Annotated in this window: 14 protein-coding genes; 4 read left to right on the top strand and 10 right to left on the bottom strand. The window is 72.0% G+C overall.

All coding sequences use genetic code 11. The annotated features are described in order from the left end of the window. Nucleotides 1–3: 3 nt before the first annotated feature. From ilvN to ACFWJW_RS09655, 4 genes are all read right to left on the bottom strand, one after another. A complete protein-coding gene (ilvN, locus tag ACFWJW_RS09670) occupies nt 4–528 on the bottom strand; it encodes an acetolactate synthase small subunit (protein ID WP_018087233.1) in 525 nt (174 codons plus the stop codon). A 40-nt stretch (nt 529–568) separates the two neighbouring features. Continuing rightward, on the bottom strand, nt 569–2,440 hold the full coding sequence (locus tag ACFWJW_RS09665) for an acetolactate synthase large subunit (protein ID WP_387237222.1): 1,872 nt from the start codon (nt 2,438–2,440) through the stop codon (nt 569–571). Nucleotides 2,441–2,646: 206 nt separating this feature from the next. Then, entirely contained in the window at nt 2,647–5,565 is a 2,919-nt protein-coding gene (locus tag ACFWJW_RS09660) for a putative bifunctional diguanylate cyclase/phosphodiesterase (protein WP_387237219.1), read from the bottom strand. Between the two features lie 305 nt (nt 5,566–5,870). Further along, on the bottom strand, nt 5,871–6,833 hold the full coding sequence (locus ACFWJW_RS09655; protein WP_387237216.1) for a 2-hydroxyacid dehydrogenase: 963 nt from the start codon (nt 6,831–6,833) through the stop codon (nt 5,871–5,873). Nucleotides 6,834–6,921: 88 nt separating this feature from the next. Between ACFWJW_RS09655 and ACFWJW_RS09650 the strand changes: the two genes are divergently transcribed. The 3 genes from ACFWJW_RS09650 to ACFWJW_RS09640 all read left to right on the top strand — a co-directional run bounded on the left by ACFWJW_RS09650 (nt 6,922) and on the right by ACFWJW_RS09640 (nt 9,754). Further along, nucleotides 6,922–7,959 (top strand): aldo/keto reductase, encoded by a 1,038-nt coding sequence (locus tag ACFWJW_RS09650; RefSeq protein ID WP_387237213.1) that lies wholly within the window; start codon nt 6,922–6,924, stop codon nt 7,957–7,959. 243 nt (nt 7,960–8,202) lie between these two features. Further along, nucleotides 8,203–9,375 carry a PQQ-dependent sugar dehydrogenase gene (locus ACFWJW_RS09645; RefSeq protein ID WP_387237210.1) on the top strand — a complete coding sequence of 391 codons (1,173 nt, stop codon included), beginning with the start codon at nt 8,203–8,205 and terminating at the stop codon, nt 9,373–9,375. A gap of 85 nt (nt 9,376–9,460) precedes the next feature. Then, the gene (locus ACFWJW_RS09640; RefSeq protein WP_387237207.1) at nt 9,461–9,754 is read left to right on the top strand and encodes a DUF6191 domain-containing protein; all 294 of its coding nucleotides are present in this window, start codon (nt 9,461–9,463) and stop codon (nt 9,752–9,754) included. On the opposite strand, the gene ACFWJW_RS09635 is transcribed toward ACFWJW_RS09640, so the two are convergent. The 6 genes from ACFWJW_RS09635 to ACFWJW_RS09610 all read right to left on the bottom strand — a co-directional run bounded on the left by ACFWJW_RS09635 (nt 9,751) and on the right by ACFWJW_RS09610 (nt 21,790). After that, nucleotides 9,751–12,891 carry an AAA family ATPase gene (locus ACFWJW_RS09635; protein WP_387237204.1) on the bottom strand — a complete coding sequence of 1,047 codons (3,141 nt, stop codon included), beginning with the start codon at nt 12,889–12,891 and terminating at the stop codon, nt 9,751–9,753. The two genes, ACFWJW_RS09640 and ACFWJW_RS09635, sit on opposite strands and share 4 nt — an antisense overlap. A gap of 187 nt (nt 12,892–13,078) precedes the next feature. Continuing rightward, entirely contained in the window at nt 13,079–13,276 is a 198-nt protein-coding gene (locus ACFWJW_RS09630) for a hypothetical protein (RefSeq protein ID WP_387237201.1), read from the bottom strand. Between the two features lie 230 nt (nt 13,277–13,506). Next, a complete protein-coding gene (locus tag ACFWJW_RS09625; RefSeq protein ID WP_387237198.1) occupies nt 13,507–16,224 on the bottom strand; it encodes an ABC transporter substrate-binding protein in 2,718 nt (905 codons plus the stop codon). 196 nt (nt 16,225–16,420) lie between these two features. Beyond that, a complete protein-coding gene (locus ACFWJW_RS09620) occupies nt 16,421–17,065 on the bottom strand; it encodes a hypothetical protein (RefSeq protein WP_387237195.1) in 645 nt (214 codons plus the stop codon). A 141-nt stretch (nt 17,066–17,206) separates the two neighbouring features. After that, complete coding sequence (locus ACFWJW_RS09615; protein ID WP_387237192.1) at nt 17,207–19,441, bottom strand: MMPL family transporter; 2,235 nt, start codon at nt 19,439–19,441, stop codon at nt 17,207–17,209. 237 nt (nt 19,442–19,678) lie between these two features. Next, nucleotides 19,679–21,790, bottom strand: a complete 2,112-nt coding sequence (locus ACFWJW_RS09610) for a phosphocholine-specific phospholipase C (protein WP_387237189.1) — start codon at nt 21,788–21,790, stop codon at nt 19,679–19,681. Between the two features lie 185 nt (nt 21,791–21,975). Between ACFWJW_RS09610 and ACFWJW_RS09605 the strand changes: the two genes are divergently transcribed. Beyond that, entirely contained in the window at nt 21,976–23,001 is a 1,026-nt protein-coding gene (locus ACFWJW_RS09605) for a hypothetical protein (RefSeq protein WP_387237186.1), read from the top strand. Nucleotides 23,002–23,006: the final 5 nt, after the last annotated feature.

Raw genomic sequence — 23,006 nt, 5'->3', positions numbered from 1 at the left:
CGATCAGGCCGTACGGTCCAGTGCGCGCAGCGAGCGGTCGGTGATGGACCGGGCGCCACGGCCTATGGCGATGGTTCCGGACTGCACCAGTTCCTTGATGCCGTACGGCTCCAGCATCTTGAGCATCGCCTCCAGCTTTTCACTGGATCCGGTGGCCTCGATCGTCACGGCCTCGGGCGAGACGTCCACGGTCTTGGCACGGAAGAGCTGGACGATCTCGACGATCTGCGAGCGGGTCTCGTTGTCGGCGCGGACCTTGACCAGGACCAGCTCGCGCTGGATGGCGGAGCCGGGCTCCAGCTCGACGATCTTCAGGACGTTGACGAGCTTGTTGAGCTGCTTGGTGACCTGCTCCAGCGGCAGCGACTCGACGCTGACCACGATGGTAATGCGGGAGATGTCGGGGTGCTCGGTGACCCCGACCGCGAGCGAGTCGATGTTGAAGCCGCGGCGGGAGAACAGGGCGGCGATCCGGGCGAGGATGCCGGGGGTGTTCTCCACCAGGACGGAGAGCGTGTGCTTGGACATGGTCTTCTCTCTTCTTCCGTGCGTCCGTGACGTCCTGGGCTCAGTCGTCTTCGTTGTCGCCGAAGTCGGGACGCACGCCCCGGGCGGCCATGACCTCGTCGTTGGAGGTGCCGGCGGCGACCATCGGCCACACCTGGGCGTCCTCGTGGACGATGAAGTCGATCACGACCGGGCGGTCGTTGATGGCGTTGGCCTTGGCGATCACCGCGTCCAGCTCCGCCGGGTCCTCACAGCGCATCGCGACACAGCCCATGGCCTCGGACAGCTTCACGAAGTCCGGGACGCGGGTGCCGCCGCTGGCCTTGCCCGCGGTCACCAGGCCGTTGGACTCGGGGCCGCTGTGCAGCACGGTGTTGGAGTAGCGCTGGTTGTAGAACAGGGTCTGCCACTGGCGGACCATGCCCAGCGCGCCGTTGTTGATGATCGCGACCTTGATCGGGATGTTGTTCAGCGCGCAGGTGACCAGTTCCTGGTTGGTCATCTGGAAGCAGCCGTCGCCGTCGATCGCCCAGACGGTACGGTCCGGCTGCCCGGCCTTGGCGCCCATCGCGGCGGGGACGGCGTAGCCCATCGTCCCGGCGCCACCGGAGTTCAGCCAGGTGGAGGGCTGCTCGTAGCCGATGAAGTGGGCGGCCCACATCTGGTGCTGGCCGACGCCCGCGGCGTAGATGGTGTCGGCGGGGGCGAGCTTGCCGATCCGCTCGATGACCTGCTGCGGGGAGAGGGTGCCGTCCTCCGGCAGGTCGTAGCCGAGCGGGTAGGTGTCGCGCCAGCGGTTGAGGTCCTTCCACCAGGCGGTGTAGTCGCCCCGGTGGCCGGCGTCGTGCTCGGCCTGGACGGCGACGATCAGGTCGGCGATGACCTCGCGGGCGTCACCGACGATCGGGACGTCCGCGGCACGGTTCTTGCCGATCTCCGCCGGATCGATGTCCGCGTGCACGACCTTGGCGTACGGCGCGAAGGAGTCCAGCTTGCCGGTGACCCGGTCGTCGAAACGGGCGCCGAGGGTGATCAGCAGGTCCGACTTCTGGAGCGCGGTGACCGCGGTGACCGCGCCGTGCATCCCGGGCATGCCGACATGCTGCGGGTGGCTGTCGGGGAAGGAGCCCAGCGCCATCAGCGTGGTGGTGACGGGGGCGCCGGTCAGCTCGGCGAGCACCTTGAGCTCGGCGGTGGCGCCGGCCTTCATCACGCCGCCGCCGACGTAGAGCACCGGGCGCTTGGACTCGACGATCAGCCGGGCGGCCTCGCGGATCTGCTTGGCGTGCGGCTTGGTCACCGGGCGGTAGCCGGGGAGCTCGGTGTGCGGCGGCCAGGCGAAGGTGGTCTGCGCCTGGAGCGCGTCCTTGGCGATGTCGACCAGGACCGGGCCGGGGCGGCCGGTGGCGGCGATGTGGAACGCCTCGGCGATCGTCCGGGGGATCTCGGTGGGGTCGGTGACCAGGAAGTTGTGCTTGGTGATCGGCATCGTGATGCCGCAGATGTCCGCCTCCTGGAAGGCGTCCGTGCCGATCGCCTTGGACGCGACCTGACCGGTGATCGCGACCAGCGGGACGGAGTCCATGTGGGCGTCGGCGATCGGGGTGACGAGGTTGGTGGCACCCGGGCCCGAGGTCGCCATGCAGACGCCGACCTTGCCGGTGGCCTGCGCGTATCCCGTGGCGGCGTGACCGGCGCCCTGCTCGTGGCGCACCAGGACGTGCCGGACCTTCGAGGAGTCCATCATCGGGTCGTACGCGGGAAGGATCGCACCGCCGGGAATGCCGAACACGGTGTCGGCCCCGACCTCCTCGAGCGAACGGATGAGGGACTGCGCACCCGTGACGTGCTCGACGGTGGCGGGCTGCTGCGGTCCGCCTGCGGTACGGGCCCGCGGCTGCGGATGGTGGGCCCCGGGGGCCTGCTCGGTCATCTGCGTCTCTTCTCGAAGCTGAGGGTTTTGACGGGATTTGTGAGGTTGCTGTGCAACAAAAAACCCCCCGTGCCAGGTGGCAAGCGAGGGGAGCGCGTCGGTGCGATGAGCGGGTTCGTCAGGACCCGGCTTCAGCCGACGCGCTTTCCAAGTACGAGAATTCGGGTGCGCATGGCACTGACCCTCCCCCCGCCGTGCACCGAGTGTCAAGTGGGTGGGACGGAGGTCTCACTATTTGAGCGCAATGGCGGATGCACGAGCGATTCCGGACCCACCGGACCGCCCTGCCGGGCGGGCAGACCGCTGCCGGTGAGCACCACCGCGCGGCCCTTGCCCGCCAGGTCCGGCACCGGATACTGGGCGTGCGTCAGGGACCGCCGCAGCCGGTGTTCGTCGAGCGGCCCGGAGAAGGCCGCGCCCATCCCGTGCGTACAGCCCATGGACCGCAGGGCGAGGACCTGTTCGGGCAGATCGACACCGTCCGCGACGGACTGCATGCCCAGGTCACCGGCGATCCGCAGCAGCCCTGCGGTGATCTTGTGCAGCCGGGCGGACTCCACCACACCGTCCACCAGCCCGCGGTCCAGCCGCAGGACGTCGACCGGGAGCCGGCGCAGCGCGCTGATGGCGGCGTACCCGCTGCCGAAGCCGTCGAGGGCGATCCGTACGCCCAGTCGGCGCAGCGCGATCAGCCGGCGCTCCAGGTCGTCCAGCGGGAGACGGGGATCGCTCTCGGACAGCTCCACGACGAGCGCGCGCGAGGGCAGGCCGTGCCGGGTGAGCAGCGACTCGACGCCCTTGGGGGACAGGGCGTGGTCCAGCAGCCGGCGGGCGGAGAGCCGGACCGCGACCGGCACCGGATAGCCGGCCCGGTGGCGCGCCGCGGCCTGCTCGACGGCCTCCTCCAGCTGCCAGCGGTCCAGTTCGGCGGCGCGGTCGCCGTCGTCGACGAACCGGCCGCGGTCGCCGACCCGCAGGAATTCGGCCGGGGTGAAGAGGATGCCCTGGGCGGAGCGCCAGCGGGCGTGTGCCGCGACCGCGGTGACCCGTCCGGTGGCCAGCTCCACGACGGGCTGGTGCAGCAGCGCGAAGGCGCCGTCGCTCAGGGCCGTACGGAGTTTGCCGACCAGCTCGGCGCGGTGCGCGACCTCGTCCTGCATCTGGGGTGCGTAGAGCTCCACCCGGCCCTTGCCGGCCTGCTTGGCGCGGTACATCGCGAGGTCGGCGTTGCGCAGCAGGCCCGCGGGGCTCACCCCGGGCTCGGCGAACGCGACGCCGATACTGGCCGCCACCCGCACGTCCCGGCCGTCGATGCGGTACGGCTCGGAGAGCTTGATGCGCAGCCGGTCGGCGATCTCGTGGATACGGAATTCGCGGGCGGCGAGGTCGCGGGTGCCGTCGCCGGTGATCAGCGCGGCGAACTCGTCGCCGCCCAGCCGGGCCGCTATGTCGCCGGAGCGCACCGAGTCGGCGAGCCTGCGGGCGGCCTGCACCAGCAGTTCGTCGCCCGCCTGATGGCCGATGGTGTCATTGACCTGCTTGAAGCCGTCCAGGTCGATATAGAGCACCGCGGTGTCGTGGTCGCTGGCCCGGCGGCCGGTGACGGCCTGGGTGACGCGCTCGGTGAACAGCGCGCGGTTGGGCAGGTCGGTGAGCGCGTCGTGCGAGGCGTTGTGCTGGAGCTGGGCCTGAAGGCGGACGCGTTCGGTGACATCGCGGGAGTTGAAGATCAGGCCGCCGTGGTGGCGGTTGACGGTGGATTCGACGTTCAGCCAGCCGTCACCGCCGGAGCGCCGCTCACCGGCGCGGAAGCGGCACTCGATACGGGTGGTCGGTTCGTCCTCGGGGGCCGCGGCGAGGAATCTGCGGACCTCGTGCACCACCCGGCCCAGGTCCTCGGGGTGGATCAGCGAGGCCAGCTCGGAGCCGACCAGCTCCTCGGCGTCGCGGCCGTAGACACCGGCGGCGGCCGGGCTCACATAGCGGAGCACACCGGTCGGGGCGGCGATCATGATGACGTCGCTGGAGCCCTGCACCAGGGAGCGGAAGTGGTTCTCCTTCTGCGCCAGCTCCTGGGTGAGGGTGATGTTGTCGAGCAGCATGATGCCCTGGCGGACGACCAGCGCGAGGACGACCGTGCAGCCGGTGAAGAGCACCACGCGGTCGATGCGCCGCCCGTCCAGGACGTTGGTGAGGATGCCCAGCGTGCAGACGGCCGCGGCGAGATACGGGGTCAGGGCGGCGAGCGAGCCGGCGATGGGGCGGCTGCCGTGCGGCTGGACCCGGCGGGCGGCGGGCTTGACGTCCTCCTCGGTGCGCTCCTCCCCCGCGCGGCGGGCGACCCAGGGCGCGTAGGCGAGCAGCATCGAGCCGGCGAACCATCCGGCGTCCAGGATCTGGCCGGAGCGGTAATGCTCGCGCAGCAGCGGGGAGCTGAACAGGGCGTCGCACAGCACCGTCAACGCCAGTGCGGCGACAGCGGTGTTGATGGCCGAGCGGTGTACCGAGGAGCGCCGGAAGTGCAGCACGAGCACCATGCTCACCAGCACGATGTCCAGCAGCGGATAGGCCAGCGAGAGGGCGCTCTGGGCCACGCTGCGGCCCTGGAAGTGGGCGGTGTGCGCGAGCGCGAGGCTCCATGAGAGAGTGACCAGCGATCCGGCGATCAGCCAGGAGTCGAGCCCCAGGCAGACCCAGCCGGCCCTGGTCACCGGCCTCTTGGCGAGCACCAGCAGGCCCACGATGGCCGGCGGCGCGAAGAGCAGGAAGCAGAAGTCGGCCAGGGAGGGGCTGGGTACCGTGACCCCTTCGATGACCTCGTACCAGCCCCATACGCCGTTGCCGAGGCCGGCCATCCCGGAGGACGCGGCGAACAGCATCCAGGCCGGGCGGAACCGGCTGCGGCGCTTGCGTGCGTACAGCCCACAGGAGACGGCGGCCAGCAATGCCGCGAAGCTGAGGCCGAAGTCCCCCATGATCGCGGCGACTTCGCGCGAACCCCAGCCGAACGCGGCGCCGACGGCATAGCCGCCGCAGACCACCGCCAGCACGATCTGCGGCACGACGCCCGGCGGGTTGCCGGCCGGCGCCGGCGACCTGGAGAGCATCGCCCCGGGGGCGCTCACCGGACTCTCCCGCTCACCCGCACCGGGCGTCGCCGCGAGCGGTGCTCCTGGGGGCCGCGCAGTATTCCCGCGGGCGCTCGTGGATCGTGCTTCTCGCTACTCGTCCATCGGCCGTACATCGCCCGTCGCCCCCCTCGAGTCCCGGATCGTTCGCACGCGCCGCGTCGTTCCCGGCGTCGTCCCCGCTCGGACGATACACCAGTTCCGTCACTCAGGGACATAGCGTCTCTACGGAGCGTGACTACGAGCGAATGGCGAACACTCCTTGCAGTCGTACGGCCTCGTAGTGCTACGCGCAAGCGGTTTCAGTCGGCGGTGGCGACCACGTTCCGCAGGGGCTCGCCGGCCGCGAAAAGCGTCAACTGGTCCCGGATCAGCCGCTTCGCACGGGGCAGGAAGGCAGAGCTGGGGCCACCGACGTGTGGAGTGACGAGTACGCCGGGAGCGTGCCACAACGGATGTCCGGTGGGCAGGGGTTCCGGATCGGTGACATCGAGCGCCGCGTACAGCCGTCCGGATTCCAGCTCGGCGAGCAGCGCCTCGGTGTCGACGACCCGGCCGCGCGCGACGTTCACCAGCAGTGCACCGTCCTTCATCTGCGCCAGGAAACCGCTTCCCACCAGGCCACGAGTGGCGTCGGTGAGCGGAGTCGCGAGCACGACGACGTCCGCGTCGGGCAGATGGGCGGACAGGTCGGAGAGTGGATGCACAGGACCGCGCACTGTGTCACGAGCGGTGCGTGCGATGCGTACGACCCGCGCACACTCAAAGGGTGTGAGCCGGTCTTCGATGGCACTGCCGATCGAACCATAGCCCACAATGAGGACCGACTTGTCGGCCAGCGCGGGCCGGAGGTCCGGCCGCCACTCCCCCGCGTCCTGGGCCCGGACGAAGCCCGGGATGTCGCGCAGCGCCGCGAGGATCAGGGTGAGCGCCAGCTCCGCGGTGCTGGCGTCGTGCAGCCCGCGGGCGTTGCACAGCTGGGCGCCGGACGGCATGTCGGACAGCCCCGGGAGCAGGTTCTCGGTGCCGGCGGTGAGCGCCTGCACCACCCGTACCCGGCTCATCCGGCGCAGCGGACGCAGGAGGATCTCCGCGCTCTTCATGTAGGGGACGGCGTAGAAGGCACAGCGGGCGGGGTCGGCCGGATAGTCGGGGCCGGCGTCCCAGTGGACGTAGTGGAGCCCGTCGGGGAGTCCCCCGATCTCCTCGGGCGGGATCGGGAGCCATACGTCGTGCGCCTCGGTGTGCTGGTCCGCTGTTGCCATGCCCCGAGGCTATGCGAAGAGACGTTCTGTTCAGACGTTAGTTTGGTCAGGCCCTTGACCGGGGGCGAGGGGACGGAGGCACAACCAGGTGGAGCGCAGGACAATCGGTGCGGCGGCCCTTGACGTGGGGGCCATCGGGCTCGGCTGTATGCCGATGAGCTGGGGGTACACCGAGTCGCAGCGCAGCTTGGACAGCTCGCTGCGGGCCGTGCACACCGCGCTGGACCGGGGATGCAGCCTGCTGGACACCGCCGACATGTACGGCCCGTTCACCAATGAGCTGCTGGTGGGGCGGGTGCTCAAGGAGCGGCGGGCGGAGGCGTTCGTATCGACCAAGTGCGGGCTGCTGGTGGGTGAGCAGCACATCGTCGCCAATGGGCGGCCCGGTTACGTCAAGCGGGCCTGCGACGCCTCGCTGCGCCGGCTCCAGACCGACCGTATCGATCTCTACCAGCTGCACCGGGCCGATCCCGAGGTGCCCATCGAGGAGACCTGGGGGGCGATGGCGGAGCTGGTGGCGGCCGGGAAGGTGCGGTCGCTGGGGCTCTGCGCGGTGGGCGCGCGGGCGGTCCGGCCGGCCCGCGCGGCCCGTACGGAGCGGCGGCCGGCCGGGCGGGCGCGTCCCCGGTCCCGGATGCACGACGGGACGCTGGCCCAACTGGAGCGGATCCAGCAGGTGTTCCCGGTCAGCAGTGTGCAGGCCGAGTTGTCGGTGTGGTCGCCGGAGGCGCTGGAGGGGCTGCTGCCGTGGTGCGAGTCGCGGGGGGTCGGCTTCCTGGCGGCGATGCCGCTGGGGAACGGCTATCTGACCGGCACCCTCACCCCGGGGCAGGGCTTCGAACCGGAGGACCTACGGGCCCGCCACCCCCGATTCACCGCCGAGATGATGGCCGCGAACCAGCCGGTGGTGGCCGGGCTGCGGCGGGTCGGTGCCCGCTACGGTGCGACGCCGGGGCAGGTGGCGCTGGCCTGGACGCTGGCGCAGGGCCGGCATGTCGTCCCGGTGCCGGGCACGAAGAAGGAGCGCTGGGCGGCGCAGAACGCCAAGGCCGTGGAGCTGACGCTCACCCGCGAGGATCTGGCGGAGATCGCCGCGCTGCCGCCGGCGCGCGGGTCCTGGTACTAGGGACGGCAGAAAGGGGCAGGGCGGACGGCATGGCCTCCGGGGCAGCCCACCGCGGCCGCGACGGCCCGCCCGGCCCCTGGGCGCGGCCGCCAGCCGTCCGGCGGGCCCGTCCGGCCCGCTCGCGGCCCCGCCGTCCGCGCCGGATCATGGCAGGTGGGAGTGGCTCCGGAGCGTGTAAGGCGCGGCGCCGCGGCGCGCGATGTGGTGTTCTTGTCCACGCCCTGCCGACGAGAGGACCCTGCCGTGCAACGCCGTTCCCAGACCGCCGTGTTGGCCGCCGCTTCCCTGCTCCTGGCAGCGGGCTGCTCGTCCGGCGGCGCGCAGCCCGAGGGCGGTGGCAGCTCCTCGGCGGCCCCGTCGAAGAGCGCCGCCTCGCCGGGTGCCACACCGGAGTCCACCGCTGCGCCCGCCAAGGGCTCGGTGAAGGTGACCCGCACCCTGACGACCGGGCTGACGTCGCCGTGGGGGGTGGCGGTGCTGCCGGGCGGGGATCTGCTGGTCGCCTCCCGTGACACCGGAAAGATCATCCGGGTCGCGGCGGGCAGCGGGAAGAAGACCGAGCTGGGGTCGGTGCCGGGCGTGGACCCGGGGGGCGAGGGCGGGCTGCTGGGGATCGCGGTGTCCTCGACGTTCGGCGCGGACCACCAGGTGTACGCGTACTTCACCACCGCGTCCGACAACCGCATCGCCCGCATGAACTACGACGAGAAGCGCCCGCCGGGCAATCAGCTGGGCGCGCCGGACACGATCTTCAAGGGCATTCCGAAGGGACAGATCCACAACGGCGGGCGGATCGCGTTCGGCCCGGACAAGATGCTGTACGTGGGCACCGGCGAGACCGGTGACGGCGGGCTGGCCCAGGACAAGGACTCCCCGGCCGGCAAGATCCTGCGGATGACGCCGGACGGCGAGCCGGCGCACGGCAACCCCGAGGCTGATTCGGTGGTGTACGACTACGGCCACCGCAATGTGCAGGGACTGGCCTGGGACGGCGACAAGCGGCTGTGGGCCTCGGAGTTCGGGCAGGACACCTGGGACGAGCTCAATCTCATCGAGCCGGGCAGGAACTACGGCTGGCCGGAGGTCGAGGGCCAGGCCAAGGGCGGGGCGAAGGGCCCCGGGTTCGTGAACCCGGTCGAGCAGTGGAAGACCGCGGACGCCTCGCCCAGCGGTATCGCCTTCGCGAAGGGCTCGATCTGGATGGCGTCGCTGCGCGGCGAGCGGCTGTGGCGGATCCCGCTGAACGGGACGAAGCCGGTGGCCGCTCCGCAGGCATTCCTGAAGGGCACCTACGGACGGCTGCGGACCGTCGTGGCGGCCGGCGACGGCACGTTGTGGCTGGTCACCAGCAACACCGACGGACGGGGCACCCCGCACAAGGGCGATGACCGGATTCTCCGCCTCAAGGTGAGCTGATCCGGCAGATCCCTTTTCGGGTGTCCTGCCTACACTCGGGGGCAGGGGGACGGGTGCGCGCACACCGAAGAGGGGGCAGGGCACCATGTTCAACATCGCGGAAGAACTGTTCGCACCGGGGCGCAAGAACACCGACGAGGAGCGGCAGCGGATGTCGCTCGTCGTCGATGACGTGGGCGACGGCGACCCCGGGAAGGGCCCGATCGATCTCGCCTCGGGCACGGTCGTCGTCCGGATGGCGCCACCGCGGCAGGACCGGGAGAAGGAGTCGTCCCAGGGCGTGGCCGAGCCGGGCGCCGGTTCGCCGAACGTGCCCCGGCCGGGCGCCGGTTCGCCGAACGTGCCCCGGCCGGGCGCCGGCTCGTCGAACGTGCCCTAGCCGGCTGCCGGTTCGCCGAAGAGGCGCAGGCGGTGTGCCACCGCGCCCGCCTCGCCCCGGCCGGAGACGCCCAGCTTGGCGAGGATGTTGGAGACATGGACGCTGGCCGTCTTCGGGGAGATGAACAGGGCGTCGGCTATCTGGCGGTTGCTGCGGCCGTCGGCGACCAGCCGCAGCACCTCGCGTTCGCGCGGGGTCAGGCCGAGGGATTCGGCGGGGGCGGCGGCCGGGGGTGCCTCGGCGGTGGCGCGGGTGCCGTGGGCGACCGTCCCGGCCGTGGAGTCCGGTATCAGGCCCGGCAGCGGGACCCGGGCCCGCTGGGCGAGGAGTTCGAGTTCGTCGGCGAGCGGGCGGGCGCCCATCGTCACGGCGGCGGTGTGCGCCTGGGTGAGCAGGAGGACGGCGGCCTCCCGTGGGGTACGGCCGTGCAGTCCGGCGGTGGCCCGCTCGCTGCCGTGGAGGAGTGATTCGGCCCAGCGGTAGCAGACACGGGCGAGTTCGTGCGGGCGCTCCAGGGGCTCGAAGGCGGCGACCGCCTCGGCCCAGGCGTCGGGGGTCTCGCGGCCCTCGGCACGGCGGAGTTCGGCGTCGACCGCGCGGTCGTACGCCGACCAGACCGGGCAGAGCTCGGGCAGCCGCTTGGCCGCGTCCCGGATGCGGGCGAGGACCGCGGGCCGGCCGGGCTCGGCGGCGGGCAGTCCGCGGGCGTCCGCCTCGGCGGTGGCGGCCGCCCACAGCAGCGGCCAGGTGTAGCGCTGGGTGCCGGGCGGGAAGCCGGCGTCCAGGGCCTGCTGGAGGATGCTGCGGGCGTCCAGGAGGCGGCCCTGACGGGCGGCGATGCGCAGGGCGTGCCGCGCCATGACGAGGGCGTGCTGCGGCTGGGGGTCGTGGGTGCCGTAGTACTCCTGGGCGACGGCCAGTTCGCGTTCGGCCTCGGCGAGGTCTCCTTCGTCCAGCGCGAGATCGGTGCGGCGGCTGGCGGCCAGTGCGATGGCGCGGGGGTTCTGCGCGAGGCGGCGGGCGTCGGCGACGGCCCGGCCCGCCTCTTCCCAGCGGCCCAGCGACTGAAGGGATTCGGCGCGGTTGCCCAGCACCCAGCTGGTGCTGTCCTTGAGGCCGTAGCGGGTGGTGAGTTCGACGCCCTGGTCGGTGACCTCGACGGCTTCCCGGGAGCGGCCGACGCCTTCCAGCGCGGAGGCGAAGTTGACCTGGCCGCGGCCGATGACGGCGAAGTAGCCGCGGTCGACGGCGCGCTCCAGGCTCGTACGGAACTCGGTGATGCCCTCGTCGACATGGCCGGCGTCGACCCGCAGCCCCGCCAGGGTCAGCCGGGAGTTGAGCTCGGCCTCCTCGTCGCCGACCAACTGGGCCAGCTCCACCGCGCGTTCGGCCGTGGCGAAGGTGCCCGGTCCCGGTTCGTGCAGGACCTCCCAGCTGGCGACGGCGGCCAGTACCTCGGCATGCACGGAGGACGGCGGGAGTCCGCGGACCAGCTCCTGTGCGGTGCCGAGGTCCTCCCAGCCGTTGCCGCGGCCGGTGCCCTGGCAGAGGCGGGAGCGCTGCACCAGGAACCAGGCCGTGCGAAGGGGGTCCCCCCTGCTCGAACCGTGTTGAGAGCTTGGGGGAGGGTCCTGCTCGCTGCGCAGCGAGCGCAGGGCGCGCTTGGTGATCGTGAAGGCCCGCTCGATGTCGCCGGACAGCCGGGCCGCCACCGCGATCTCGGCGAGCAGGTCGAGGAAGCGCAGGGCGTCGCCGTCGTGGCAGCCGCAGGCCGGATACGCCTCGGCGTAATCGACCGGGCGCACCCCTTGGCGGACCTCGGTGGGTGCGTCGTCCCACAGCTCCAGGGCGCGGTCCAGCAGCCGCAGCTGCTCGGCGTACGCATGGCGGCGGCGGGCCTGGACGGAGGCGGCGAGGACGGCGGGCAGGGCCTTGGCGGCGTCATGGGCCTTGTACCAGTAGCTGGCCAGCCGGGCGGCGCAGACCTCGGCGCGGACCAGGGAGGGGTTGGCCTCCAGGGCCTCGGCGTAGCGGCGGTTGAGGCGGGTGCGCTCGCCGGGCAGCAGATCGTCGACGACCGCCTCGCGGGCGAGGGCGTGCCGGAAGCGGTAGCCCGTGCCGTCCTGGGTGGGCACCAGGGTGTTGCTGCCGACGGCCGCCCGCAGCGCCTCGATGAGGTCGTCCTCGGGCATCCGGCAGACGGCGGAGAGGAGTTCGTGTTCGACGGTGGAGCCGCCCTCGGCGGCCGTGCGCACCACCCGCTGGGCGTCCTCGGGCAGCGCCTCGACGCGGACCAGCAGCAGGTCGCGCAGGGGGTCGCTGAGGCCGTGCAGCGCGCCGTCGGCGAGGCCGCGGGCCAGTTCCTCGACGAAGAAGGCGTTGCCCTCAGAGCGCTTGTAGACCCGGTCGACGGTGTCCTCTTCGGGGTCGCTGCCGTTGATCCCGGCGATCTGGGAGCGGACCTCCTCGCGGTTGAAGCGGGCCAGTTCGACGCGCCGGACCGTGCGCATCCGGTCGATCTCGGCGAGGAACGGGCGCAGGGGGTGGCGGCGGTGGATGTCGTCCGAGCGGTAGGTGGCCACCAGGAGGACGTTGGCGTCGTGCAGCGCCCTCAGGAGGTAGGCGAGCAGTTCGCGGGTGGAGCGGTCGGCCCAGTGGAGGTCCTCGATGACGAGGACGAGGGTGCGGTGGGCGGCGAGCCGCTCCAGGAGGCGGGCGGTCAGCTCGAAGAGGCGGGCGCGGCCGATCTCCTCGTCATGGGCCTCGCCCGGGGTCTCCCCCAATTCGGGCAGGATGCGGGAGAGTTCGCCCTCCTGTCCGGCGACGGCGGCGGCCAGCTCGTCGCGCAGATGCCAGTTGAGGGTGTGCAGGATCGCGGAGAACGGGGCGAAGGGCAGACCTTCGGAGCCGATCTCGATGCAGCCGCCGAGCGCGACCAGCGCGCCCCGGGCGCGCGCGGACTCGGCGAACTCCTCGATGAGACGGGTCTTTCCGACCCCTGCCTCGCCCCCGATCAGCAGGGCCTGGGGCTCGCCGGACGCCGCGATGCGGTCGAGCGCGCCTTCCAACACGGCGAGTTCGGCCGCTCGGCCGACGAACACGGGACTGACGGACCTGGTCTGCACGCCGCTGAGCATCGCACAGGGGTCTGACAATCCGGCAGTGGGTTTCGCTGCGCGGAGGGAGTGGCCGGGCACGCGCAAGGGCAGGGAGTGATCCGGTACGCGGAACGCCCGGCCCGGTGCGGCGAGCACCTGGGGCCGGGCGTGCGGTGGCCGGGCCGGCCGCGGGGCCGGCGTGGGGGGTGGCACGGGGGCCTCGCGGTCAGGCGGTGGCGCGGCGGATCCGCGCCCGCCGGCCCCAGATGCTCACCCGCCCCCCGGGTTCGTCGGCCCCGGAGCGGGCGGCGCCGCGGCGCCCGGCACGCCCGGCCTCGGTCGCCTCGCGCTCCAGGCGCTGCCGGTCGGCCCGGCGGCGCAGCTCTTCGTAGCGGATCCGCAGCTCCAGCTCGGAGTGGAACATGGTGTCTCCCCTGATGGTGGTGAGGTGGTGCCCCGACGCGGTTCGTCGAGTGGCTCCAGCCTCGTCTCCAAGGGGGGTCGGCCACATCGGGAGAGTTCCCGATCTACGTGCCCGGGCGGTCCTTAGGAAGCGGCAGCGGCGGACGGAGGGGTGCCTAGGGAGGGGGCCCGGGGAGCGTAGGGACGGGGCCCGGAGGCCGTAGCGACCCCGGATTCCCGCCGTGAGCACCCTCAGTCGACGCAGGGCGCCCCCTGGTGCTTCTCCTTTGCCGCCTTCTGGCTGTAGGCACCGCAGGCGACCACCGCCGTGGGTTCGCCGTCCGACTGCCGGAGGATCACCAGGGTCTTCCGCTTCGGGGGGCCACTGCTGAACTCGGAGAAGCTGATGAACCCGGTGGCACCGTCGAAGGTGATGTTGTTCCTCAGGGCGGTCAGCACGGATTCCCGCCGCACGGTGCTGCCCGCGTTGTCCACCGCCCTGGAGAGGACGTGGAACGCGTCGTAGGAGACCGCGGAGTGCCCGTCCTGCCGCCAGGGGTCCTGCGGATACTGCCCGTTGTACTGGCGCACGAACTCCTTGGTCTTCGCGCTGGCGCGGTGGTCCTCCTCGGGGAGGCGGTGCGCGGAGTGGTAGAGCCGGAGCCAGTCCTTGTCGGCGAACTGGCCGGTGAGCGCCACATTCGTCAGCTCATTGCCGCCGAGCACGGTGAGATCGTTCTCGATGCAGGTCCCGTTGGTGTCCATGGCCCTGATGAAGGCCGTGAAGTCCTTCGCCCGTGCGGTCCAGAAGACGGCGGTGTCCGGTTCGGCCTTCAGGGCCTGGCACACCTGGCCGACGAGCTGGTCGGCCGTGGTCGCCTTCTGCGTACCCGCTTGCGAGACGAAGGGCTGTGAGTCCTGGCGGAAGCTGATGACCGTCTCACCCCCCTTGAAGGCTTGCTGGAACTTGTCGGCGAGGCTCTCGCTGTAGAGGTCGTCGGGGGTCCGTACGATCACCGCGTGCCCGGCGGGAACGCATTCCACCGGCGCATGCGGGTCCGTCTGCCCCTGCTTCGCCACGAGGGGGGAATGGGCCGCGAAGGCGGCCTCGATGCCGGCTTCCGTGCTGTTGGCCGGGGTGAAGGGCCAGTAGGAATCGCTCTGTTGCATCTCGTCCGCCGTCGCGGTCGTGCCGACCACCGGCATGCCGATCCTGCCCAGTTCCTTCACGGCCTCCTGGGTCTCCTTGGTGCTCTGCGCGAAGCCCAGGACGCCGACGATCCGCTCGTACTCCTCTCCGGAGTCCTCCTGCTCGACCTGCTGGATGAGGTCACGCACGGCGCGGACGGCGCCGTGGAAGCCCGCACCGGCCTGCCGCACTTCCACCCGCAGCGGTACCCGGGAGGAGTCCGAGGCGGCGTCCTCGATCAGCCGCTGCTGCCACATGCCGACCCCGCGCAGTTCGGGGATGGACCCGTCGAAGATGGTGTCGTCGGCACTCGTCGGAGGGGCCGATTCGAAGAGCACGACGGTGCGCACCGCGCGGTCCTTGGCGTACTTCTCGGCCTCCCCGTTCTGCCTGTCGATCCGGGCCAGCGCATCCTGGTACCACTTCGTCGGCCTGACCTCGACGCGCTCGGTCTGGCTGCCGGCCGCGGCCGGCCGGTCCCCGCCCACGCACCGGGTGTCCGGCGGCGTTTCCCAGAAAGCGGGTGCGAGGGCGCCACCCACCAGGACCGTGGTCAGCGCGGCCAGTTCGACAGCGGTCACGGCGCGCCAGCCCATCGTGAACTTCCGCGGCTGCACCGGGGGAATCTGGAGTCCGGGGCGCTCGAAGGGCTCGTCCTCCAGAGGCACCACGACCGGCCGCGGGTTGCTGGAGTGGAGCAGGCTGCTCGCCCGGCGGAGGTTGGTGCGCTCCACGCCCAGATCGGCTTGCAGGGAGCCGGAGGGGTGGCCAACCGCGATGACGAGCGGGCCGGGCCCGTCCAGCCCGGCCTGCAAGGTGTGGAACGCGCGCAGGAACCGCTCCGCCGCGTCGGCCCCCGGGGCGCCCTCCGGCGGGATCTCCACCAGCAGCACGGGGCGGGCCACCCGGCGGCGGCGCTTGGGCAGCAGCCGTCCGACGGCGGGTTTGCGCAGGTCCTCCAGCAGGGCGCGCAGCAGGAGGAGTTCGAGGGCGGCGAGGCCCTCCTTGTGGCGCGGGTGGCTGGGCTCCAGGCTCAGCCGGGGCGACTGGCGGGCCCCTACCTGGTCGAGGAGTTCGAACACCGGCGCCCCGCCGGCGGTCGCGTTGAGGTGTTTGCCGAGCCAGCCGCTCCGCTTGGACCTGACGAGCCGGCGGTTCTGCCGCCGGGCCCAGATCCACCGGGGCAGGGTCCGGGTGAGCGAGTGCCACACGAGTCCGACGAAGAAGCCGCGCACACCGCCGATGGGCGCGGTGTCCGTGCCGCCCATGTGCCACAACAGGCCGGGGAGTCCGCCCCGTTCGGCCCGCTGGCGGTAGACGTGGTCGCGTAACTTCCGCGCCCCGAGGCCGCCGCCGCCCGGACGCCTCTCCTGGATCTGCGCGACGACATCCGCCATCAGCCAGAAGTGGGGGAACCGGTCGGGGGTCGAGCGCCGGGGGATGTCGAACCCGAGGCCCGCGCCCGCCTGGACGGTCAGCAGCGGCACGTCGCCCTCGGCGTACAGCACGGTGTGCGGAACGCGCTTGTGCTCGGGGCCGAGCGCCCAGCGCAGCGCTTCGAGGACGCGGTGGGTGTGGGACTCCGGGGATTCCGCCGATGTAGCGAGGATGAGCAGCGGCGGCTTGTTCTCCAGGAGGTCGCGCCGGGCGGGGTTCACGGCGGTGCGGTACTCGCGGATGAAGTAGTCCGCTCCCGCATCGTCCGGGAACGAGGAGGGTTCGACGGAGTTGTTCGCGGATCTCACCTCATCGGCCGACTGGTGGCCTTCCGGCCAACTCATGATCTACACAGGGTAGTTACCCATGTTAGAAGAGTGACCTCGCGGGCTCAATCGACTTACGCGATTTGTGGATGACGCGCGGCAGCCGCCGTCGACTCGCCGTTGGCGGGGCCCGGCAGGGCCACCGCGCCCCCGCCAACGGCGAAGACCCACCGGACGGACCGGTGGGTCTTCGAGGGATGTCGGTTTCGGTGGCCTACGGACCGGCCGGGCCGCCCGCCGGGGCCTTGGGCACCGTCGGCATGCTGCCGAACAGGTCGAGGTACATCCCCGCGGAGATCAGGATCCCCAGCACGCCCAGCGCCAGTCCGCCGAAGGCGACGGCCCGCACCCAAGTGGCGCGGCTGCGGGTCAGCGCCACTGCGGCGGCGATCACGGCCAGGAGCGCGAAGACTCCGTTGACCAGGGCGTTGGTGTGCCACGAGGCGCCGTAGACGGCGGCGATCTGGTCGCTGGCCTTGCCCGACTGGAGCTTGATCTGCCCCATCAGGTTCGCCCGCTCGGCCAGCGTCGTACCGAGCCAGGTGCCGGTGACGGACGCGAGGCCGAGCCCCGCGGCGACGACGGCACCGGCGCCGGCGGCGATCCCGGTGGAGGTCGCGACGGGCACGGTGTCCGGGCCGTGGTCCGGCTCGTCGGTGCCGTCGTCCGCGCCGAGGTCACTGGCCTCGTCCTGCGCGGCGAGGGCGGCGTTGTCATCGGCCTGCTCGTCGGCCTTGGCGGCGGCCTTGCCGGCCGCCTCGGCCTCGGTGGCCTCCGGAATCTCGGCTGTCTCCGTGGCGGTCTGCGCCGGCACGGTCTTCTCGTCGTCGGTCTTCTTCTCGGTCGTCCTGGTACCCATGGGCGCGACCGTAGGCGTCCCGTCTGAGAGTCGGATGAGAACCGCGGCGCCGAGCGCACGGCGGGCGGCGACACGCCGACCGCGGGGGCCGCGCCCGGGGGCGGTCCGGGGCCGGTCCGAGGGCGGTCCGAGGGCCGGTGGCTACACCCCCACCAGCGGTTTCTCCCCGTCCTGGGGACCGGGCAGCCGCACCCCGCCCGGCTCCGGCGGCGGCTCGATGCTGATCCGGGGCAGCCACCGGTCGAGCCAGGACGGCAGCCACCAGTTGGCGCCGCCCAGCAGATGCATCAGGGCGGGCACCAGCAGCGTACGCAGCACGAACGCGTCCAGGGCGACGGCGCCGGCCAGGCCGATGCCGAACATCGCGATGATCCGGTCGCCGCTGAGGACGAAGGCCCCGAACACCGCGATCATGATGACCGCCGCCGAGTTGATCACGCGGCTGGTCTCGGCGAGGCCGACCCGTACCGCCCGCCGGTTGTTGTGCGTCAGCTGCCACTCCTCGTACATCCGGGAGACCAGGAAAACCTGGTAGTCCATGGAGAGCCCGAAGAGCACCGACACCATGATGACCGGCAGGAAGGGTTCGACCGGGCCGGCGCTGCCCAGCCCCAGCAGTTCGCTGCCCCAGCCCCACTGGAAGACCGCGACCACGATCCCGAAGGACGAGGCCACGGCGGCGACGTTCATCAGCGCGGCCTTGAGCGGGATGCCGATGCTGCGGAAGGCGAGCAGCAGCAGGACCGAGCCCAGCGCGATCACGACGCCGATGAAGAGCGGCAGCTTGCCGACGATGACGGACGCGAAGTCGTCGTAGCTCGCGGTGATCCCGCCGACCTGTACGCGCAGCGTGCTCGTGCCCCCGGCCTCCGGCAGCACCTCCGTCCGCAGACGCTCCACCAGGTCGGAGGTCTGCCGGGACTGCGGTGAGGTGGTGGGTACGACGGTGATCACGCCGGTGCTGTGGTTGCCGTCGAACGTGGGAGGGCTGACCTGGGCGACGCCGGGGGTGTCCCGCAGCCGGTCCGGCAGGTCCGAGAACGCGATCCGGTCCTTGGCGCCGTCCAGGGTGCCGACGAGCGTCAGCGGCCCGTTGAAGCCGGGGCCGAAGCCGCTCCCGTGGCCGTCGCCCGCGAGCAGGTCGTACGCCTTGCGGGTGGTCGAGGTGGCCGGGTTGTTGCCCTGGTCGGAGGTGCCCAGATGGAGGCCGAAGGTCGGCAGTGCCAGGACGAGCATGACGGCCGCCGCGACGGTGCCCAGCAGTTTCGGGTGCCGCTCGACGAAGCCGGACCAACGGGCGGCGATCCCGGTGGGCCGCTCGGGCCGCGGTCCGTGCTCGGCCAGCCGGCGCCGCTCGCGACGGCTCAGCGCCCGCGTCCCGATCAGCCCGAGCAGCGCCGGCAGCAGGGTGACGGCGGCGGCCACGGTCAGGACGACGGTGAGCGAGGCGGCGAGGGCGACGCCGTTGAGGAAGCTCAGCCGCAGGATCAGCATGCCCAGCAGCGCGATACAGACCGTGGCACCGGCGAAGACGACCGCGCGCCCGGATACCGCGACGGCCCGGGTGGCGGCCTCCTCTACCGGCAGGCCCGCCCGCAGTCCCTTACGGTGCCGGGTGACGATGAACAGCGCGTAGTCGATGCCGACGCCGAGCCCGATCAGCATGCCGAGCATCGGGGCGAAGTCGGCGACGGTCATGGCGTGGCTGAGCAGGGTGATGCCGGCCGAGGCGGTGCCGACGGCGGCGAGCGCGGTGATGATCGGCAGGAAGGTCGCGGCGAGCGAGCCGAAGGCGAGGAAGAGCACGACGGCGGCGGCGCCCAGCCCGATGATCTCCGCCAGTTGGGCGCGCGGTGCCTCGGTCAGCGCGATCCCGGCGCCGCCCAGCTCGACCTGGAGGCCCCGGCCGGACGCCTGCTGCGCGGTGTCGACGACCTTCCGGACCTGGGCGACGTCCAGTTCGTCGATGGGCCGGTCGAAGATCACGGACGCATAGGCGGTGTGCCCGTCCTTGCTGATCTGCCGCGCACCGGTACTGCCCGCGCCGTGTTTGCCGTAGGGGCCCTGCACCTCGGAGACGCCCGGAAGCCCGGCGATCTCCTTGAGGGTGTGCCGCATCGTCTTCACTACGGCGCCGGAGCGCACCGTTCCGGAGTCCGTGTGCCATACGACGGTGTCGCCGTCCCCGGAGCGGTCCGGGAATGCCTTCGCCATCCGGGCGGTCGCCTGCCCGGATTCGGTCCCGGGCACCTCGTAGTTGTTCGAGTACGCGGCCCCTGTCACCCCCGCCGCGACGGCGACCCCCGCGAAGGCGGCGAGCCAGAGCACGATCACCACGATGCGGCGCCGGAGACACCACCGAGCCAGAGCGGTCACGGACCTCGTCTGCTTCCCGGGTTGAGCGTCGATATCTCCCGGGGGCGGGCGGTGCCGAACGCGGATGTACGGGGACGGGGCGGGCCGTCGCACCGCGAAAGCGGAAGCACCCGGTCCACCCCTGGGGCAGGATGTCAGCCGGAAAAGATCCTTTGACCTCTTTGTGGACTTCCCCACAAAGAGGCGGGGATAGGAACTCCTCCCCAGGGAACTCCGCCCCGCCCCGTATACCGCGGATCAGCCGGTGACCGACTCCTTGCCGTTCTCGACATGCCCCATGAGCCGGCGGTGGAAGGACCGGTCCTCGGCGACCGTGAGGCCGAGGTCGTACCAGCCGTGCGCGGCCGCGGCGGGGTACCCGACGGTGCGGCTGCGGCCGGCCTTCACCTTGACCGTGCGCGGCGCGGTGTCCGTGTAGGCCAGCGGCGTGAGGGTGCAGGTCAGCTCGGTGTGGCCGGGGTTGGTGACGGTCAGGTGGAGCTCCTGCCGCCCGGCGTCGATCCGGGTGCTGATCTTGACGGCCGCGGCGGCGCCCTGCCCGGTGCCGGCGAATTCCCGCCGGAAGCCGTTCGGCCCGGTCACCGTGAAGCGGTACCTGCCGTCCTTCACCGGCACCTCCCACCGCGCCTTCCCCTGGACGTCCCGGTGCTGCGGCGCACCGAATTCCTTGGCGTACGGATAGAGCGCCAGAGGGACGGAGGCCCGGCCGGTGTTGCGGACGGCCATCCGGAAGACCGCGGCGCCCGGATCGAAGCCGCCGTCGGCGTCCGGCTGGTAGGGCAGCGCCCTGGCCGGCCGGGCGCCGCGCTCCTGCTGCGGCAGCGCCTGCCGGGCCGGCGGCTGCGGCGCCCAGCGCCCGCTGAACGCCGGGATCGCGCCGGGTTGCCGCACCGCCGGCTGCCGGCGCCCACGGGAGAAGTCGAAGGCGGCGGTCAGATCGCCGCAGACGGTGCGCCGCCAGGCGCTGATGTTGGGCTCCTCGATTCCCGTCCAGCGCTCCAGGAAGCGGGTGATCGAGGTGTGGTCGAAGACCTGGGAGCAGGCGTAGCCGCCGACCGTCCACGGCGAGATGACGAGCATCGGCACCCGGATACCCAGTCCGGTCGGCCGGCCGTCCCAGAATTCCCCGTCGGTCCCGGCGGGCGGCACCGGGGGCGGCACATGATCGAAGAACCCGTCGTTCTCGTCGTAGGTCAGGAAGAGCGCGGTGCGCCGCCAGACGTCCGGGTTCCGGCCGAGCGCGTCCAGCACCTTGTAGACGAGGGTGGCGCTCTCGACCGGCGAGGAGGAGCCGGGGTGCTCGGAGTCCGCGGCGGACGGCACGAGGTAGGACACCTCGGGCAGCTTGCCGCTCGCCACATCCGCGGCGAACGCGGTCGCCAGGGTGTCCGGCTCGCCCCGTCGCAGCGCCCGCTCGAACAGGCTCCGCTCCGCGCGGCTCAGCCCCTTGACGCCCTCCTCCAGGAGCCCCGTGAGCCGCTTGCGCCCGGCCTCGTCGGCGCCCGCCAGCGTCATGTAGAAGGCGGTCATGGTCCGCACCCCGTCCACCTTGGCCAGGGCCTTCCTCGCGACCGCCTTGAAGCGCGCGTAGAACTCCAGGTTGTTGTCGGTGAAGTTGTCCCACTCCTGGTAGACGCGCCAGCTGCGGCCGGCCTTCTCCAGCCGCTCGGCGTAGGTGGTCCAGGTGTAGCCGGAGTGGGTCTCCTCCTCATAGGCGTCGTTGCCGACCGCCCGCTTCCCGTTGGGCTCGTAGCCCGTCCAGCCGCTCACCAGGTGGTTGCGGTTGGGGCTGGTCGAGGAGTGGATCGAGGAGTGGTAGGCGTCGCAGACGGTGAAGGTGTCCGCGAGCTCGTAGTGCAGCGGGACGTCCTGCCGGTCGTAGTGCGCCATGGTGGCGGCTGTCTTGGCGGTGACCCAGCCGTTCATCCAGCCGCCGTTCCACGCCACCGCCCCGCCGAACCAGCTGTGGTCCAGCGCGCCGATGTACTGCCGGTCCTTCTTCTGCGCGGCGGCCGCCTCGCGCACCGAGAAGGGCAGCACGGTGCCGAGGCCCAGCGGCCCCGGCTGCTCGAAGACGCTCCGTCCGCCGGGCAGTTCGATCGCATTGCGGTCCGCGTAGCCGCGTACCCCGCGCAGCGTGCCGAAGTAGTGGTCGAAGGACCGGTTCTCCTGCATCAGCACGACGACGTGCTCGATCTCCGCGAGCCCGCCGCCGCCCCGGCCCGGCCGGGCCGCGTCGTCCGCCAGCGCCTGCTGCAACGACGGTGGCAGCAGCGACCCGGCCATCGCCGCGCCCGTCGCGGCCGCGCCAACTCCCAGTACGCGTCTACGAGATATCTCCGGTGCCACGCCCGACCTCCCAGTCGACAGTCACGACCACCACGGACCGCTCAATGGTCTGCGTTCGGCCCATTGAGCCGGTGCGACCGGGACGTTAGCGGAGCGCCATGACCGGCGATAGGCAGCGTGGTGACAACTCCGGGTTATCCACAGACGGTTGCGGCGTCGAAGGATCACCTCTTAGGTTCCATGGCATGGGGGAAATCGAACGTCCGGCGAACGCGGGACCCGGCGCGCCGCGCCGCGGGCGGCTCTGGGCCGCGGTCGCCCTGGCCATGGCCGCACTGCTCCTCGCCGCCTGGGCCACGGTCAACGGCACGTGGCCCTGGAGCGGCGCCCTGCCGGACCGGGCGTGCTGGGGCTCCCTCGACCGCTCGCTGCTGACGAAGGCGGCACCGGGCGATGCGTCCTGGGAGGTCACGGAGGAGAAGGACCACTGGGGCGACCCGCTGTGCACGGTGGAGCGGGGCGACTGGAAGTTCCGCACCACCGTGATCAAGACGCCCCTCAAGACCTCTCTGTGGTGGGGGCTCGGCACCGTCCCGATCCGCCACGGCCTGCCCGGCATGATCAAAACGAACCGTGACCGCACGGACGGCTGGCTCCATCTGCCGCAGTGCCGTGACAAGCTGGTGAACGTCAACGTCCCCGGCGCGCTGACCGACCGGCGCGCCGCCCAGGACCTCGCCGCCCGGGCCCTGCTCGCCGTCGGCAACGCCCAGATAGCCCGGTGCGGCGGCAAGCCCTTCCCCGCGCCCGAGCGCTTCGACTGGCCCACGGTCCGGCCGGTGGACCTCACCCGGGGAGAGACCCCGTGCGACGTGGCGGACGCCAGGACCGTACGGAAGTGGGCCGGCGGAAAGGTCTCCCAGCTCGGCGGCTTCACCGACGACCCGGTCAGCCGGTGCACGGCGCTCGGCGCGGGCGACGACGAGCTCGACCTGGGGCTCTTCTCGGCACTCGTACTGCGTGACCGGTCGACCCTGGACGCCTTCTCACCGACCGGCGTCCGGGCCCGGATACCCGTGCGGCCCGGCAAGCCGTTGCACCTGACGGCCGACGACCTCCGCTTCGACCGCGACGCCGCCACGGAACTGGCCTGCGCCGGCGGCCGCGAGCGCAGGTATGTCCATGTGATCTCCGAGGGTTCGGACGCCCAGTACGCGGCGATCAAGCGCGCCGTGCTCACCAAGGCCGCCGCCACCATGGGCTGCCACTGACCCGC

This window comes from Streptomyces sp. NPDC127097, from assembly GCF_042724075.1.
GTDB lineage: Bacteria > Actinomycetota > Actinomycetes > Streptomycetales > Streptomycetaceae > Streptomyces.
This window is presented reverse-complemented; position numbering and strand designations above follow the sequence as displayed.